The sequence below is a fragment of the Flavobacterium sp. I-STPP5a genome (genome assembly GCF_009764685.1).
Classification (GTDB): Bacteria; Bacteroidota; Bacteroidia; order Flavobacteriales; family Flavobacteriaceae; genus Flavobacterium.
The window spans coordinates 102,361-116,783 of the sequence record NZ_VHLM01000019.1 but is presented as its reverse complement, the minus strand read 5'-3'; the positions used below and the strand labels follow the sequence as shown (position 1 = coordinate 116,783).

Here is a 14,423-nt window from a genome sequence, read left to right as displayed (position 1 = left end):
AAAAACGAATCTTATTTTCTTTTTTGATAGTAAAAACCCGCAACAAACAACAACAAAAAAATGGGCTGTATGATAAATCTCCGAATGTAAAACAAATGCCATTTTTGGTTCTCGTATGAAATGTTGGCAACAGTAAAAAAACCAATGGTCAAAACCACAAAAAACAACACATATAAAACCAGAGATAATGTTACCAATTCAAATTCATTAAACACAAAATAAATAATACCTAATGACAGTACTGTATTTACGGCATATCGAAAAAACAACCCTAAAAAATAAGCATAATTTGAAACATCAGGCAGACTCGAACTAGAAAAATCTTTTTTAAAAAACTCCAATAAAGGATCATTAAACAATTGATTTTCGAAGGCTCTAACAAGTATTATTGCAAAAAGTAACGCTACAAGCGCTAAGATTCTTAATGTTTTATTTTGTTTTTTTTGATGCATACTTTGAATGTTTTTGAACCCAATAAATCCATAAAATAAAAACCACACCATAAATATACAGCGGAAAAATTACCCCATGCAATAAAGGTTCTTGTTTAGGATAATGAAAAATCAACGAACTTAACAATGCTATTCGTATCACATTGAGTACATAAATCAACAAACTACCCAAAGCAACATATAAAACCGTTGGTTTAAACCTTCCTGAAAAAGAAATTACAAACGAGGCAAATAAAATAATAACACTCATAGCATTGCATCCCTCCACAATTTTAGCTACATATTTCCCACTATAAATCAATTTGATATAATCTTGAGATGCATCTTTAACCACATAAGATCCCTCTGTAAAAACTTGAAGTAATTGGGCAGTATTTATACTTACAACTCTAGTAAAACCATCAACTTCATTATTTCTATAAGTCCCAAGATAATATTGATAACAAAGCATAAAAAACAAATAACTCATAAAAAACAATCCTAAGAATTGTAAAAAGGGTTTGTAGCGTTCTAAATATTTTTTCAAAATAAAATTTTTAACAAATTTATGTAAAATAAAGAAATCTCTTTAAATACTTTTGTACTAACTAAAATTTAAGAAAAATGACATTTCAAGATTTAAAACCAAAAGTAACCGAAATCATAGCACGTTCTGAACAAACAAGAGACGAAAAATTATTAGAAGTTTGTCAATTATTAAGCAGCTCTATTTCCTACTATAATTGGGTAGGATTTTACTTTGCTAATCATGAAGCCAAAACTTTACATTTAGGTCCTTATGTAGGCGCAGAAACAGACCATACCGTTATCCCTTTTGGAAAAGGAATTTGCGGACAAGTGGCTGAATCAAATGCTAATTTTGTAGTACCTGATGTAAGTGCCCAAGATAATTATATTGCTTGCAGTTTTACCGTAAAATCAGAAATTGTTGTACCCCTTTTTGTAAACGGACAAAACATAGGTCAAATTGATATTGATAGCCATGTTATAGATCCTTTTACTGAAGAAGATGAGCGTTTCTTGGAATTTGTAAATCAAGAGGTAGCAACATTATTTTAGGATGAAAAATAAAAAGCAAGCCTACAATTACACAAAACTTATCCTATGGTGTTTGACTTTAGTACCTGTATTGGGCTTTGGTCAAGATGCAGTTGGTAAAAAAATATATCTTGACTCACTTGGTGTAGAAACAAACTACAACAATCACTTGTACTATCGTGTGATTGAATCTTTCGATACGAAAACTAATATGTATAGTTTTAAAGAGTATTATAAATCTGGAGCCATATCAATGTCAGGTCAAGCACTCACGGACAATGCTCAAAATCGATCAGGAGAGTTCATTAATTATTACGAAAACGGAAATAAAAAGAGCGTTACTAACTACCTCAAAGGTAGAATTATTGGAAACGAAGAGCTTTGGTACGAAAATGGAACAAAGGAATCTGAATCAGAATATCTAGAAACGGACGACCAATTTTCTACAGTACAAAAAATGAAAAATTTTTGGAAATCCGATGGTACTCAAACAGTAGTAAATGGCAATGGTACTTATGAAAAGACTTTTAAGTTCGGAACTGAAAAAGGAATGTATAAAAATGGACTGCGAGAAGGTTCTTGGAAAGGAACCTTTATCACTAATTATGGCTATACTGAAGAATATAGAAACGGCAAGTTAGTTTCAGGAGTGAGCACTGATAAGGACAATAATGAGTATTCTTACACCCAATTAGAGGTTAAACCAGAACCATTAACCGGCATTAAAGATTTTTACCAACATATCGGGAGAAATTTCCAAATTCCAAGAGCTTATGACAGAGTAAAAGGAAAAATATTCCTCTCGTTTGTAGTAGAAAAAACAGGTGAACTAGACGAAGTGAAAATCCTCAAATCTTTAAACGATGTTTTAGACCAAGAAGGAATTAGAGTCGTTAAGAGTTACGGCAAATGGAAACCAGGTATGCAAAGAGGTCAAAATGTTAGAGTCCTGTACGCACTCCCTATTTCACTACAAGGCTCAAGATAATTTGCAATAACCTCAAAAAATAAATAGCCATTATTGTTTCCTTATTCATAATTATTTTATACTTTTGCACCCGTCTACCAATAGATGGCAGACATACATAAGAATCATTAAATAATATTGGAATGTATTTAACTAAAGAGATTAAAGAAGAAATCTTCGCACAACACGGAGAAAAAACGAATACTGGAAAAGCTGAAGCGCAAATCGCTTTGTTTACTTACAGAATTAGTCACTTAACGGAGCACTTGAAAAAAAATCGTCATGATTACAACACAGAGCGCTCATTAGTATTACTAGTAGGTAAAAGAAGATCGTTGTTAGATTACTTGAAAAAGAAAGAAATCAACAGATACCGTGAAATTATCAAAGTATTGAATATCAGAAAATAATCAATAGGAAAGAGGTGCGAAAGTGCCTCTTTTTTTATTTTACATATTATTGTCTTAAATCACTACAGAAGTCCTGACACAAAAGGGATTAGAGTTAAGACAAAATTAAAAAATCAATTCAATTGGATTGATTATTAAAAAAAGTTTGGTTTTTCATTGGGTTTTAGGCATTAACTACGCAAAACAACAACTACAACACAACTAGAACCCATGTTTAACTAAAAAATTAAATTTATGATTCCACAATTATTTGTAGAAAGTATCGATTTAGGTGATGGCAGAAGCATCACAATCGAGACAGGTCGTTTAGCCAAACAAGCTGATGGATCTGTAGTAGTAAGAATTGGAAAAACTGTTATTTTAGGTACAGTTGTTTCCGCAAGAAAAGCAAGTCCAGGTATTGATTTTTTACCATTAACGGTAGATTATCGTGAAAAATTTGCTGCAGCAGGTCGTTTCCCAGGTGGTTTCTTCAAAAGAGAAGCACGCCCTAGTGACAACGAAGTATTAACAATGAGATTGGTAGATCGTGTATTGCGCCCACTTTTCCCAGATGATTACCATGCTGAAGTTCAAGTTATGATTCAATTGATGTCTCATGACGAGGATGTAATGCCAGATGCATTAGCAGGATTAGCAGCTTCGGCAGCGCTTGCATTGTCTGACATTCCATTTGAAACTTTAATTTCTGAAGCTAGAGTTGGTCGTATTGATGGTAAATTCATCATCAACCCTTCTCGTGCACAATTAGCATTGTCAGACATTGACATGATGATTGGAGCTTCAACCGATTCTATCGCGATGGTAGAAGGGGAAATGAAAGAGATTTCAGAAGCAGAAATGTTAGAAGCAATTAAATTTGCTCACGAGCACATTAAAGTACAAATTGCTGCACAAGAAAGATTAGCTGCCGCTTTTGGAAAAAAAGAAGTGCGCACTTACGAAACTGAAAAATCTGATGAAGCTATTTACGCTAAAGTAAAAGCTGCGTCTTACGATAAAATATATGCTATTGCAAGCAAAGGTTCTTCTAAACAAGAACGTACTGCTGCATTTGCAGAAGTAAAAGAAGAAGTAAAAGCTTTATTTACTGAAGAAGAATTGGCTGAAAACGGAGATTTAGTTTCTAAATACTTCTACAAAACAAATAAAGAAGCTGTTCGTAACGTAACCCTAGATTTAGGAACTCGTCTTGACGGAAGAAAAACTACAGAAATCAGACCAATCTGGTGTGAGGTAGATTATTTACCATCAGTACACGGATCTGCATTGTTTACACGTGGAGAAACACAAGCTTTGGCAACAGCTACTTTAGGAACTTCTAGAGAGGCAAACCAAATTGACTCTCCATCTGAACAAGGTGAAGAAAAATTCTACTTGCATTACAACTTCCCTCCTTTCTCAACTGGTGAAGCTCGTCCTTTAAGAGGAACTTCAAGAAGAGAAGTTGGTCACGGAAACTTGGCACAACGTGCCTTGAAAAATATGATTCCTGCTGATTGTCCTTATACAATTCGTGTAGTTTCTGAAGTATTAGAATCAAATGGTTCATCTTCTATGGCTACCGTTTGTGCTGGTACATTATCATTAATGGATGCTGGTATCCAAATGATTCGTCCAGTTTCTGGTATTGCTATGGGATTAATTACTGACGGAGAACGTTTTGCTGTATTGTCTGACATTCTTGGTGATGAAGATCATTTAGGAGACATGGACTTTAAAGTAACTGGAACTTCTGAAGGAATCACCGCTTGCCAAATGGACATCAAAATTGACGGTTTGAAATACGAGATTATGGAAGCTGCATTGGCTCAAGCTCGTGACGGTCGTTTGCATATTCTTGGAAAATTAATTGAAACACTTGCTGCTCCAAAAGAAGATGTGAAACCATACGCTCCAAAAATTATCACCAGAACTATTCCTGGTAACTTTATTGGTGCTTTAATTGGACCTGGTGGAAAAGTGATTCAAGAATTACAAAAAGCTACAGGAACAACTATCGTAATCAATGAGGTAGACGAGCAAGGTGTAATTGAAATTTTAGGTACTGATCCTGCTGGAATTGAAGCAGTATTGGCTAAAATTCAATCTATTACCTTCAAACCACAAATTGGTGAAGCTTACGAAGTGAAAGTAATAAAAATGCTTGATTTTGGTGCGGTTGTAGAATATACAGCAGCTCCAGGAAACGAAGTATTATTACACGTATCTGAACTAGCTTGGGAAAGAACTGAAAACGTTACTGATGTTGTAAACATGGGCGATGTATTTCAAGTGAAATACCTAGGACTTGATCCAAAAACTAGAAAAGAAAAAGTGTCTCGTAAAGCACTTATCGCTAGACCTCCACGCGAGGAGAAAAAAGAGTAATCAGATCTTAGTTTACTAAAGGTTTATTTATAGAAAATCCCGTTTCAATTATTTGAAACGGGATTTTTGGTTTAGACATGAAAGTAATATATTTGAGCACTAAAACATTAAAAATATGTTCTCTAAAGAATTCAAAAAAGCAATAGAAGAGTTACCAAGTGCCGAAAAAGACAAGTTGATATTCCGATTGCTAAAAAAAGATTTGAATTTAGCAAACCGCCTGCATTTTGAACTAGTTGCTACAGAAACGGTGGACGAAAAGAGAAATGCATTTGAAATTGCAATGCTTAAAAAAATCAGTTATATAAGTGGTAGCTTTTATTCTGTTGGTTTTTTATTGCAAGACATTCGCTATGTAAGCGGGGACATCAACGAACATGTAAGAATAACTAAAGACAAGTTTGGAGAAATAAGTCTTAATCTTAAAATGTTAATTCAACTCATAACAATCAACAGTGAAAGAATAGAAGCTGTACCCTACTCAAAAGCATACACTTTATGCATTTATGTAATTGCACGTACTTTTAAAATTTTGCTCTTAATAAAGGCGATAGATGAGGACTATTTTATGGATTTTAAAGAAGACCTTGCCACATTAGGAAAACTAATTTATCACACTTCTTTTTTAATGCATACCGCTATTAATAATGAATTAGATGTTAACTGGTTAATTTCTGGAGAAATCCCAGAAGATATTGCCAGAATTCACAAAGAGATTAGAGCTAATGGATTTTTGAGGTAGATAATTAATCTATGTCTACCAATGACTAAAGGACGAAGATTTAATTTTTTGAACAAAAGCGCCAAATCAGCTTGTCTAAAATATTATCCTTACTACCAAGTGCATTAGGGATAGCAGTGGAAATCCTTTTTATGCGCCGCGGCGCATAAAAAGATTGTAAAGAATAGCCCGATTCGCCGCGGCGAAAATGCCCAAAAAATCTTTTTAAAATAAAAATTAAAAATAAATGTAACTTTTTAGCAACTCCTCACGTATAACTATATGTACACTTTAAAATTGAGGAGACAACACCATGAGACAACTTAAAATTACCAAGCAGGTAACGAATCGTGAAACTGCATCATTAGACAAATACTTACAAGAAATTGGAAAAGTTGATCTTATCACGGCTGATGAAGAGGTAGAGTTAGCACAAAAGATTAAAGCTGGTGACCAGCGCGCCTTAGAGAAATTAACAAAAGCCAACTTACGTTTCGTAGTATCGGTGGCAAAACAATATCAAAACCAAGGTTTAACTCTTCCCGATTTAATTAACGAAGGAAATCTTGGACTTATAAAAGCAGCACAACGTTTTGATGAAACTCGTGGTTTCAAATTCATTTCATATGCTGTATGGTGGATTCGTCAATCGATTTTGCAAGCTTTGGCTGAGCAGTCTCGTATTGTACGTTTACCATTGAACAAAATTGGTTCTATCAACAAAATCAACAAGATGTATGCGTTATTAGAGCAATCTAACGAGCGTCCGCCATCTGCTGAGGAAATTGCAAAAGAACTTGACATGACCGTAAATGATGTAAAAGAGTCTATGAAAAACTCTGGTCGTCACTTATCAATGGATGCGCCACTTGTAGAAGGTGAAGATTCTAACCTTTACGATGTATTGCGTTCTGGCGAATCTCCAAACCCTGATAGAGAGTTAATTCACGAGTCATTGCGTACCGAAATTGAGCGTTCTCTTGAAACTCTTACACCTCGTGAGGCTGATGTGGTTCGTTTGTACTTTGGTCTTGGTGACCAACACCCAATGACTTTAGAAGAAATTGGAGAAACTTTCGACCTAACTCGTGAGCGTGTGCGTCAAATCAAGGAAAAAGCAATCCGTAGATTAAAACATACTTCTAGAAGTAAAATTTTAAAAACCTATTTAGGATAACTATATTTGTTTCAAGTTTAAAGTTTCAGGTTGCTCAAAACATCTTGAAACCTTAAACTTGAAACTTTTTTAAAGCAAACAACAGTCTGATTAACTGTTCGTTTTTTGATTGATGATTGAAACCTCGGCTGATTACCGAGGTTTTATTTTTTTCAATAAAACCTCAGTCTATTCTCCGCCGCAGCGGATCGAGTGTACGAGGTTTTATTTTTTTTTAGTAAAACCTCAGTCTGTTCTCCGCCGCGGCGGATCGAGTGTACGAGGTTTTATTTTTTTTTAGTAAAACCTCAGTCTGTTCTCCGCCGCGGCGGATCGAGTGTACGAGGTTTTATTTTTTTTCAGCAAAACCTCAGTCTGTTCTCCGCCGAGGCGGATCGAGTGTACGAGGTTGTGTTTTTTTTCAGCAAAACCTCAGTCTGTTCTCCGCCGAGGCGGATCGAGTGTACGAGGTTTTATTTTTTTTCAGCAAAACCTCAGTCTGTTCTCCGCCGAGGCGGATCGAGTGTACGAGGTTGTGTTTTTTTTCAGCAAAACCTCAGCCTGTTCGAGCATAGCTCTCGGGTATGAACTCTCTACAAATATTTAAGTTATTAATATTAAATTCATGTTAGGTGCAATTCAATAACTTTATTGTAAAAATTAAATGACACTTTCGTAAAGAAGGAGATGCTTAATTAAATTTATTTTTGCAAAAAAAAAAATCTAATTAAACATAACTATGAAAAAACTAATTTTACTACTATTTCTCGGGCTTAGTTTAGGCATGAACGCTCAGAATTCGGGGATTATCACCGGAAAAGTAACAGAGTCCGAAAGTAATTTCTCACTACCAGGAGCTACGATTAAAATTATTGGAAATAACAAATACGCCGTAACAAATCAAATAGGTGAATTTGAGTTCTTAGATATTAAACCCGGTACATATGAAATTGACGTAATTTACATTGGATATCAAAAACAAAAACAAAGCGTAAATGTAGTAGCCAGTAAAAATAGCACTATCAACTTTTCAATAGCACCAGGTACTGAACAACTTGATGCTGTTGTGGTTATTGGCGATAGACTTAGAGGACAGGCAAAAGCAATTAATAAACAAAAAAGTAATCACAACATTACTAATGTAATTTCCTCTGACCAAGTAGGTCGTTTTCCTGATGCAAATATTGGTGACGCTCTAAAACGAGTACCTGGGATTACTATGCAAAATGATCAAGGAGAAGCAAGAAATATTATAATTCGTGGTTTAGCTCCTAGCCTGAACTCTGTTACTATAAATGGTGACCGTATTCCATCGGCAGAGGGAGATAATAGAAATGTACAAATGGACTTGATTCCTGCAGATATGATTTCAACAATAGAAGTAAATAAAACACTTACACCTGATATGGATGCTGATGCTATAGGTGGATCTGTAAATCTTATCACAAGAGCTTCCCCAAATGGAGAACGTGTTTCAGCAACACTAGCTGGAGGTTACGGCCCCATACGAGATAAAGGGAACTACACTGCGGGTTTTGTATATGGAAATAGATTTTTAGATAAAAAACTAGGTTTAGTATTAAGTACTTCTTATCACAATAACACTTTTGGATCTGATAATGTAGAGGGTGTATGGGTAGAAGGTAAAAAACAACAAGCTTATCTAGAGGAATACGATGTTAGAAAATATGATGTACAACGCGTTAGAAACTCATTTGCTCTAGCAACTGATTATAAATTTAATGGCAACAATTCTATTTATTTTAATGCGATGTATAATTTTAGAGATGATATAGAAAACAGATACAGAGCACGATATAGAGGGATTGATCCTATTTACAATGCCACAGATAACATAATAGGATTTACAGGTGATGTTAGAAGACAAACCAAAGGGGGCATTGACAATAATCGAAATAAAAACGGACGTTTAGAAAGACAAACTGTACAGAATTATTCTATTGGGGGCGAACATCTATTAAGTTCGAAACTAGATATGGATTGGTCAGTAAATTATGCTCAAGCTAGTGAATTTAGACCAAATGAACGCTATATTGAATATCAAAATAGAGATCTTGATTTTAATATGGATTTATCAAACACTAGATTTCCTTTAATTAACTCTTTAGGAGCTAATGCAACTGAAGATTTTGAATTTAGAGAACTGTCAGAAAATAATGATTATACCGAAGAAAGTGAATTAGGTGCTAAATTAAATTTCAGAATTCCATTTTCTGTGCTTAATGATCAAAAAGGAAGGTTACGTTTTGGAGCTAGATTAAGAATAAAGGATAAGTCAAGAGCTAACAGCTGGACAGAATACAGCCCAGTAAATGATTTAGGAAACCTAAACACGATTCCAAACTCTTTTTACGGCGGTCAAGATTGGCAGGCAGGTTCTCAATATATTCCCGGTACATTTGTTAGTAATTCATTCTTGGGGAATTTAAATTTATCCAATATTGATTTGTATGAAGCAGAGGATGTCCCTGCTGAATATTTAGGCTTAAATTATACTGCAAAAGAAAAAATCTACGCAGGTTATATTCGTTGGGATCAAAATTTTAATGAAAATTTATCGATGATCACAGGAGTTAGAATTGAAAATACTTATCTTAATTACGCTGCAAATTACATTTTAGATGAAGAGGAATTAATTGGCAAAATCAATAATACTAATTCCTACACTAATGTACTTCCTAGCGTTGCATTAAAGTATAATGGTAAAAATGACTGGGTGTATAGAGCTGCAGCAACTACATCACTTGCAAGACCAGATTATTTTGCACTTACCCCTTTTATTAGCGTTCTAGCTGATGACGATTCAGCCATCGAAGCAGGAAATCCTAACTTAAAAGCAACGTATGCATATAATTTAGATCTGATGGTAGAAAAATATTTCAAATCTGTTGGTGTAGTATCTGGAGGTGTTTTTTATAAAACCTTAAATGATTTTATTTTCACGTACAGAGATAATCAATATACTAATAAAAAGTTTACTACAGATTTTCCTTCTCAGCCTAACCCCATTCCTGTTAGCAATCCAGGAAATTGGACATTAACACAACAACGTAATGGAGAAAGTGTTGACATGTATGGCTTTGAGATTGCTTTACAAAAACAATTAGACTTTTTACCCGGTAAATTTTTACAAGGTTTTGGAGTATATTTAAATTATACTTATACAAAATCAAAAGCCGAGGGAATAACAAATTCTGACGGTAATAAAAGAACATCCGTTTCTTTACCCGGTACCGCACCTCACATGTTTAACAGTTCATTATCATGGGAGAATAAAAAGTTTTCTGCAAGAATTTCACTAAATTACACCGCCGATTATCTTGATGAATTAGGTGGAAATAACTTTGATGATCGCTATTATGACAAACAATTATTTTTAGACGCTAATGCATCATACAAAATAACAAATAAATTGAGAATCTTTGCAGAAGCTAATAATTTAACTAATCAACCATTACGCTACTATCAGGGTATTGCATCAAGAACCATGCAAATGGAATATTACCAAGCAAGATTTAATGTAGGTATGAAGTTTGACCTTTAGCATTATTTACTATTTAATTAAGGTGTTGTAAAACAGTTGTTTCTGTTATGCAATACCTTTTTAACAAACTATAGAATGAAGAATATACTGTTATTTATAGTTCTTTTGATAAGCATCAATAGCACAGCCCAAACTAAAAACGCAGCATTTATAAAAGAAAAAAAAAGTGGTTATTTAGGAAATAACATCCCTAAAATGACTCTTCTAGAAAATAGTTTAAATTTTCTTGTACTTGGTGATTTTGGTCGAGTAGGTAATTATTTTCAAAAAGATGTAGCCCGAGAAATGGGTCATGCAACTACCATTACAGATGCAAAATTTATTATTTCAGTAGGCGATAATTTTTATCCAGATGGAGTTGAAAGTACGCAAGACTACCAATGGATTTCGTCATTTGAATCTATTTACTCCGATCCTTCCTTATACAGAACTTGGTATGCTTCATTAGGTAATCATGACTACCATGGGAATGTTCAAGCTCAACTTGACTACTCAAAAGTTAGCAAAAGATGGAAAATGCCCAACCGATATTATAGCAAAACATTTGCATTACATAACGGTGACAAAATATTGATGGTTGTAATGGACACCAATCCTTTTATTGATAGTTATCACAAAAACCCTGAAAAATATGCAGGTATTAAAGAACAAGACACATTAGCTCAAAAAAAATGGCTCAAAGAAACTTTGTCTACCCAAGATAAGTCTATTAAATGGAAAATTGTAGTTGGCCATCATCCTCTATACAGTGGAGGATATAGAAAGGAAAATAAGGACATCAAGCTTTTTGAATCTAAATTTGCCAATCTCTTTGATGAATATCGTGTGGACGCCTACTTGTGTGGACATGAGCATGATTTACAAATAATTCGACCAAAGGGAAGATATACCACTCAATTTTTATCTGGAGCTGGTAGTGAAGTAAGACCATCAGGAATTAGAGAAGGTAGTATTTTCTCAGCCTCAAAACCTGGGTTTATGACTTTTTCAATTACAAACAATCAACTACTTGTGCAAGTAATAAACGCTGATAAAAAAAAGGCTACTGTTTTATATAAATTTGAATTAAATAAATAGAAATAAAAATTTGAACCCCCATGAAAATAAAAATCTTACTACTCACATTTGGACTACTCTTTATTTCTTGTAAAGATACTCTTGCTCCCGTTGCAACAAATGCATTAAAGCCTTCAATAACAACCGAAAAAACTCTTCATGATACAGATGACCCTGCAATTTGGATTCATCCAACTGACCCTTCAAAAAGTTTAATTATTGGGACCGATAAAGAAATTGGCGGCGGTCTATATGTCTATGATTTAAAGGGAAAGATAGTAAATAGCTACATTAATATGGATCGCCCCAACAATGTAGATATTGCTTATGGCATGCTGGTAAACGGACAAAAAACCGATATCGTAGTAACAACAGAACGCAAAAAAAATAGAATTAGAATTTTTTCTTTGCCGAACTTGATTCCAATTGATAATGGTGGAATTGCAGTATTTGAAAATGAAAAGGAACGTGATCCAATGGGCATTGCACTCTATACTAGAGCTCAAGACAATGCTATATTTGCAGTTGTTGGAAGAAAATCGGGACCAACTGGATCGTATCTTTGGCAATATGAACTTATAGATTCTGGAGATGGTTCTATCAGTGCAAAAGTAGTCCGTAAATTTGGCTCTTTTAGTGAAAAAAAAGAAATTGAAGCTATTGCCGTAGATAATGAACTTGGATTTATTTATTATTCAGATGAGCAATCAGGAATTAAAAAATATTATGCCGATCCTGCAAAAAATAACAATACGGAAATTGCTTTTTTTGGTAAAAATGATTTTAAATCAGATAACGAAGGGATCGCTATTTACAAAAAAACAGAGAAAACGGGCTATATTTTAGTTTCTAATCAGCAAGCTAATACTTTTGTTATTTATGAAAGAGAGGGAGAAAAAAACAATCCTAACCAACATAAAAAGATTGCTGAAATCCCAACCTCTACCATAGAATGTGATGGTGCTGATGTTACATCCGTAAATCTAGGAGCATCATTCCCTAACGGATTATTTGTAGCAATGAGTAACGGAATGACTTTTCATTTCTATAACTGGAATGTTATTCAAAAAGAAATCGATTCCCAAAAAAAAAGTCTTTAAATAAATAAGTAAAAAAATAGAAAGATAAATTAAGGTCAGCGTATTATGAAGCAATAGGCCTACTGTTATAAAACTTAGTTTTAGTTTCTTGGATACATCCAAAAGAAAGATTTTGAATCAACTTTAAATAAAACTAATTTTGTTTCATAACAACACATCATTAAAAAATGAAAAATACACTTATTGCTCCATCAGTATTAGCGGCTGATTTTGGAAACCTACAGCGGGACATTGAAATGATCAACAACAGTGAAGCCGATTGGTTTCATATAGACATCATGGACGGCGTTTTTGTACCTAATATTTCATACGGAATGCCAGTACTTGAAGCCATTGCGAAACACGCTACCAAAACAATTGATGTACACTTAATGATTGTCGATCCTGATCGTTACATCAAAACATTTGCTGGACTTGGAGCCAATATCCTTAGCGTACATTATGAAGCGTGCACACATTTGCACAGAACACTACAAGCCATAAAAGCAGAGGGAATGAAAGCTGGAGTTGCCATCAATCCGCATACTTCAATTGACCTCCTAGAAGATGTTATTAATGACATTGATTTAGTTTGTATCATGAGTGTGAATCCTGGTTTTGGTGGTCAATCATTTATTGAAAACACCTATTCTAAAGTTGAAAAACTAAAAGTCTTAATTACAAGAAAAGGAGCAGACACCCTTATTGAAGTTGATGGAGGTGTAACTAGTGCTAATGCAAAACAACTTGTTGAAGCTGGAGCCGATGTTCTTGTTGCAGGAAGTTTTGTTTTTAAAGCAACAGACCCTGTACAAACAATTCAAGATCTAAAAAAGCTTACTACTTTTTAATACAAAATGGCGCCTAGTGCGCCATTTTTATTGATTTTCTTTGTAATTAATCATGGTAACAACATGCTCATACAAATCTGGATGCACGGTTTTAAATTGAGCTGGCGTTTCAAAGAAATGTTCTAAAACTACTGCTAAAAATTCAAATTGATTTTCATACGCATACGGTCTAAAATATTGAGTATCGATTAATAAAGAGCTTAGAACTGGATCAGAAAAATACTTGACTACTTCATTAAAGGCATCAAAAAAGATGATAGAACTGGGATCGTTATTTTTCATACAATGAAAATGCAGTACATGCGTAAATTCATGTAATCCTAGATTCAAATTATCAGTTGAACTTAAATGACCTAACATAAAATCCTCCCAAGAAAAAACAACTGCTTTCATCATAGGGTTAAACTCGCCTTTGTGAAAAACTTCATTTTCGGTTGAGTAGTATGCCGTAGGATAAATTACAATCCGTTTAAACAACGGAACAAGATATTTACGCATCCCAAAGGTAAGCATGACATAAGTAGCTGCTATTAGCAGTCGCATTTGCTCTGTAACTACAATCTCTTTACCTATAAATTGATATTGTTTAGTGAACATAAGTATTCTATGTTCAAAATACTCTTTTCTTTTATCCGATAGGGTACTGTAATAAGGAAAATTGTCTGATAAAATTTTTCGCTGATGTGGCTTCAGCCGTTTAGAGAAAGGATACCAATGTATGAACAATGGCTTATTAAAGAACATGATATAAGATGGCT

The 14,423-nt window shown here is 34.1% G+C and carries 13 protein-coding genes; 10 read left to right on the top strand and 3 right to left on the bottom strand.

Features of this window, described 5'->3' with window-relative positions:
- Positions 1–11 precede the first annotated feature (11 nt).
- Both FJV36_RS04735 and xrtF read right to left on the bottom strand, forming a co-directional pair.
- On the bottom strand, positions 12–452 hold the full coding sequence (locus FJV36_RS04735) for an exosortase F system-associated protein (protein ID WP_158729605.1): 441 nt from the start codon (positions 450–452) through the stop codon (positions 12–14).
- Entirely contained in the window at positions 430–978 is a 549-nt protein-coding gene (gene xrtF, locus FJV36_RS04730; protein ID WP_158729604.1) for an exosortase family protein XrtF, read from the bottom strand. The genes FJV36_RS04735 and xrtF overlap by 23 nt, the downstream gene beginning before the upstream one ends.
- Positions 979–1,055: 77 nt before the next feature.
- Between xrtF and FJV36_RS04725 the strand changes: the two genes are divergently transcribed.
- The 10 genes from FJV36_RS04725 (at position 1,056) to rpe (ending at position 13,665) form a co-directional block, all read left to right on the top strand.
- Positions 1,056–1,511 (top strand): GAF domain-containing protein, encoded by a 456-nt coding sequence (locus tag FJV36_RS04725; protein WP_158729603.1) that lies wholly within the window; start codon positions 1,056–1,058, stop codon positions 1,509–1,511.
- A 1-nt stretch (position 1,512) separates the two neighbouring features.
- Positions 1,513–2,478 (top strand): energy transducer TonB, encoded by a 966-nt coding sequence (locus FJV36_RS04720; protein WP_158729602.1) that lies wholly within the window; start codon positions 1,513–1,515, stop codon positions 2,476–2,478.
- Between the two features lie 122 nt (positions 2,479–2,600).
- A complete protein-coding gene (gene rpsO, locus FJV36_RS04715; RefSeq protein WP_086453034.1) occupies positions 2,601–2,867 on the top strand; it encodes a 30S ribosomal protein S15 in 267 nt (88 codons plus the stop codon).
- 234 nt (positions 2,868–3,101) lie between these two features.
- Positions 3,102–5,237 carry a polyribonucleotide nucleotidyltransferase gene (locus tag FJV36_RS04710; protein WP_158729601.1) on the top strand — a complete coding sequence of 712 codons (2,136 nt, stop codon included), beginning with the start codon at positions 3,102–3,104 and terminating at the stop codon, positions 5,235–5,237.
- Between the two features lie 115 nt (positions 5,238–5,352).
- Complete coding sequence (locus FJV36_RS04705; RefSeq protein WP_158729600.1) at positions 5,353–5,979, top strand: hypothetical protein; 627 nt, start codon at positions 5,353–5,355, stop codon at positions 5,977–5,979.
- 292 nt (positions 5,980–6,271) lie between these two features.
- Positions 6,272–7,135: an RNA polymerase sigma factor RpoD/SigA gene (locus FJV36_RS04700; RefSeq protein ID WP_026707723.1), complete on the top strand. Its 864-nt coding sequence runs from the start codon at positions 6,272–6,274 to the stop codon at positions 7,133–7,135.
- A gap of 718 nt (positions 7,136–7,853) precedes the next feature.
- Positions 7,854–10,679: a TonB-dependent receptor gene (locus FJV36_RS04695; protein WP_158729599.1), complete on the top strand. Its 2,826-nt coding sequence runs from the start codon at positions 7,854–7,856 to the stop codon at positions 10,677–10,679.
- Positions 10,680–10,754: 75 nt separating this feature from the next.
- Complete coding sequence (locus FJV36_RS04690; protein ID WP_158729598.1) at positions 10,755–11,756, top strand: tartrate-resistant acid phosphatase type 5 family protein; 1,002 nt, start codon at positions 10,755–10,757, stop codon at positions 11,754–11,756.
- A 20-nt stretch (positions 11,757–11,776) separates the two neighbouring features.
- The gene (locus FJV36_RS04685; RefSeq protein ID WP_158729597.1) at positions 11,777–12,835 is read left to right on the top strand and encodes a phytase; all 1,059 of its coding nucleotides are present in this window, start codon (positions 11,777–11,779) and stop codon (positions 12,833–12,835) included.
- 167 nt (positions 12,836–13,002) lie between these two features.
- A complete protein-coding gene (gene rpe / locus FJV36_RS04680; protein WP_158729596.1) occupies positions 13,003–13,665 on the top strand; it encodes a ribulose-phosphate 3-epimerase in 663 nt (220 codons plus the stop codon).
- A gap of 27 nt (positions 13,666–13,692) precedes the next feature.
- On the opposite strand, the gene FJV36_RS04675 is transcribed toward rpe, so the two are convergent.
- A complete protein-coding gene (locus FJV36_RS04675; protein WP_233264598.1) occupies positions 13,693–14,409 on the bottom strand; it encodes a zinc-dependent peptidase in 717 nt (238 codons plus the stop codon).
- Between the last annotated feature and the right edge of the window lie 14 nt (positions 14,410–14,423).

What these genes read in the sequence shown, in the direction of transcription:
- FJV36_RS04735 (WP_158729605.1), bottom strand. Translation starts at nt 452, where the DNA reads ATGCATCAAAAAAAACAAAATAAAACATTAAGAATCTTAGCGCTTGTA.
- FJV36_RS04725 (WP_158729603.1), top strand. Translation starts at nt 1,056, where the DNA reads ATGACATTTCAAGATTTAAAACCAAAAGTAACCGAAATCATAGCACGT.
- FJV36_RS04720 (WP_158729602.1), top strand. Translation starts at nt 1,513, where the DNA reads ATGAAAAATAAAAAGCAAGCCTACAATTACACAAAACTTATCCTATGG.
- rpsO (WP_086453034.1), top strand. Translation starts at nt 2,601, where the DNA reads ATGTATTTAACTAAAGAGATTAAAGAAGAAATCTTCGCACAACACGGA.
- FJV36_RS04710 (WP_158729601.1), top strand. Translation starts at nt 3,102, where the DNA reads ATGATTCCACAATTATTTGTAGAAAGTATCGATTTAGGTGATGGCAGA.
- FJV36_RS04705 (WP_158729600.1), top strand. Translation starts at nt 5,353, where the DNA reads ATGTTCTCTAAAGAATTCAAAAAAGCAATAGAAGAGTTACCAAGTGCC.
- FJV36_RS04700 (WP_026707723.1), top strand. Translation starts at nt 6,272, where the DNA reads ATGAGACAACTTAAAATTACCAAGCAGGTAACGAATCGTGAAACTGCA.
- FJV36_RS04695 (WP_158729599.1), top strand. Translation starts at nt 7,854, where the DNA reads ATGAAAAAACTAATTTTACTACTATTTCTCGGGCTTAGTTTAGGCATG.
- FJV36_RS04690 (WP_158729598.1), top strand. Translation starts at nt 10,755, where the DNA reads ATGAAGAATATACTGTTATTTATAGTTCTTTTGATAAGCATCAATAGC.
- FJV36_RS04685 (WP_158729597.1), top strand. Translation starts at nt 11,777, where the DNA reads ATGAAAATAAAAATCTTACTACTCACATTTGGACTACTCTTTATTTCT.
- rpe (WP_158729596.1), top strand. Translation starts at nt 13,003, where the DNA reads ATGAAAAATACACTTATTGCTCCATCAGTATTAGCGGCTGATTTTGGA.
- FJV36_RS04675 (WP_233264598.1), bottom strand. Translation starts at nt 14,409, where the DNA reads ATGTTCTTTAATAAGCCATTGTTCATACATTGGTATCCTTTCTCTAAA.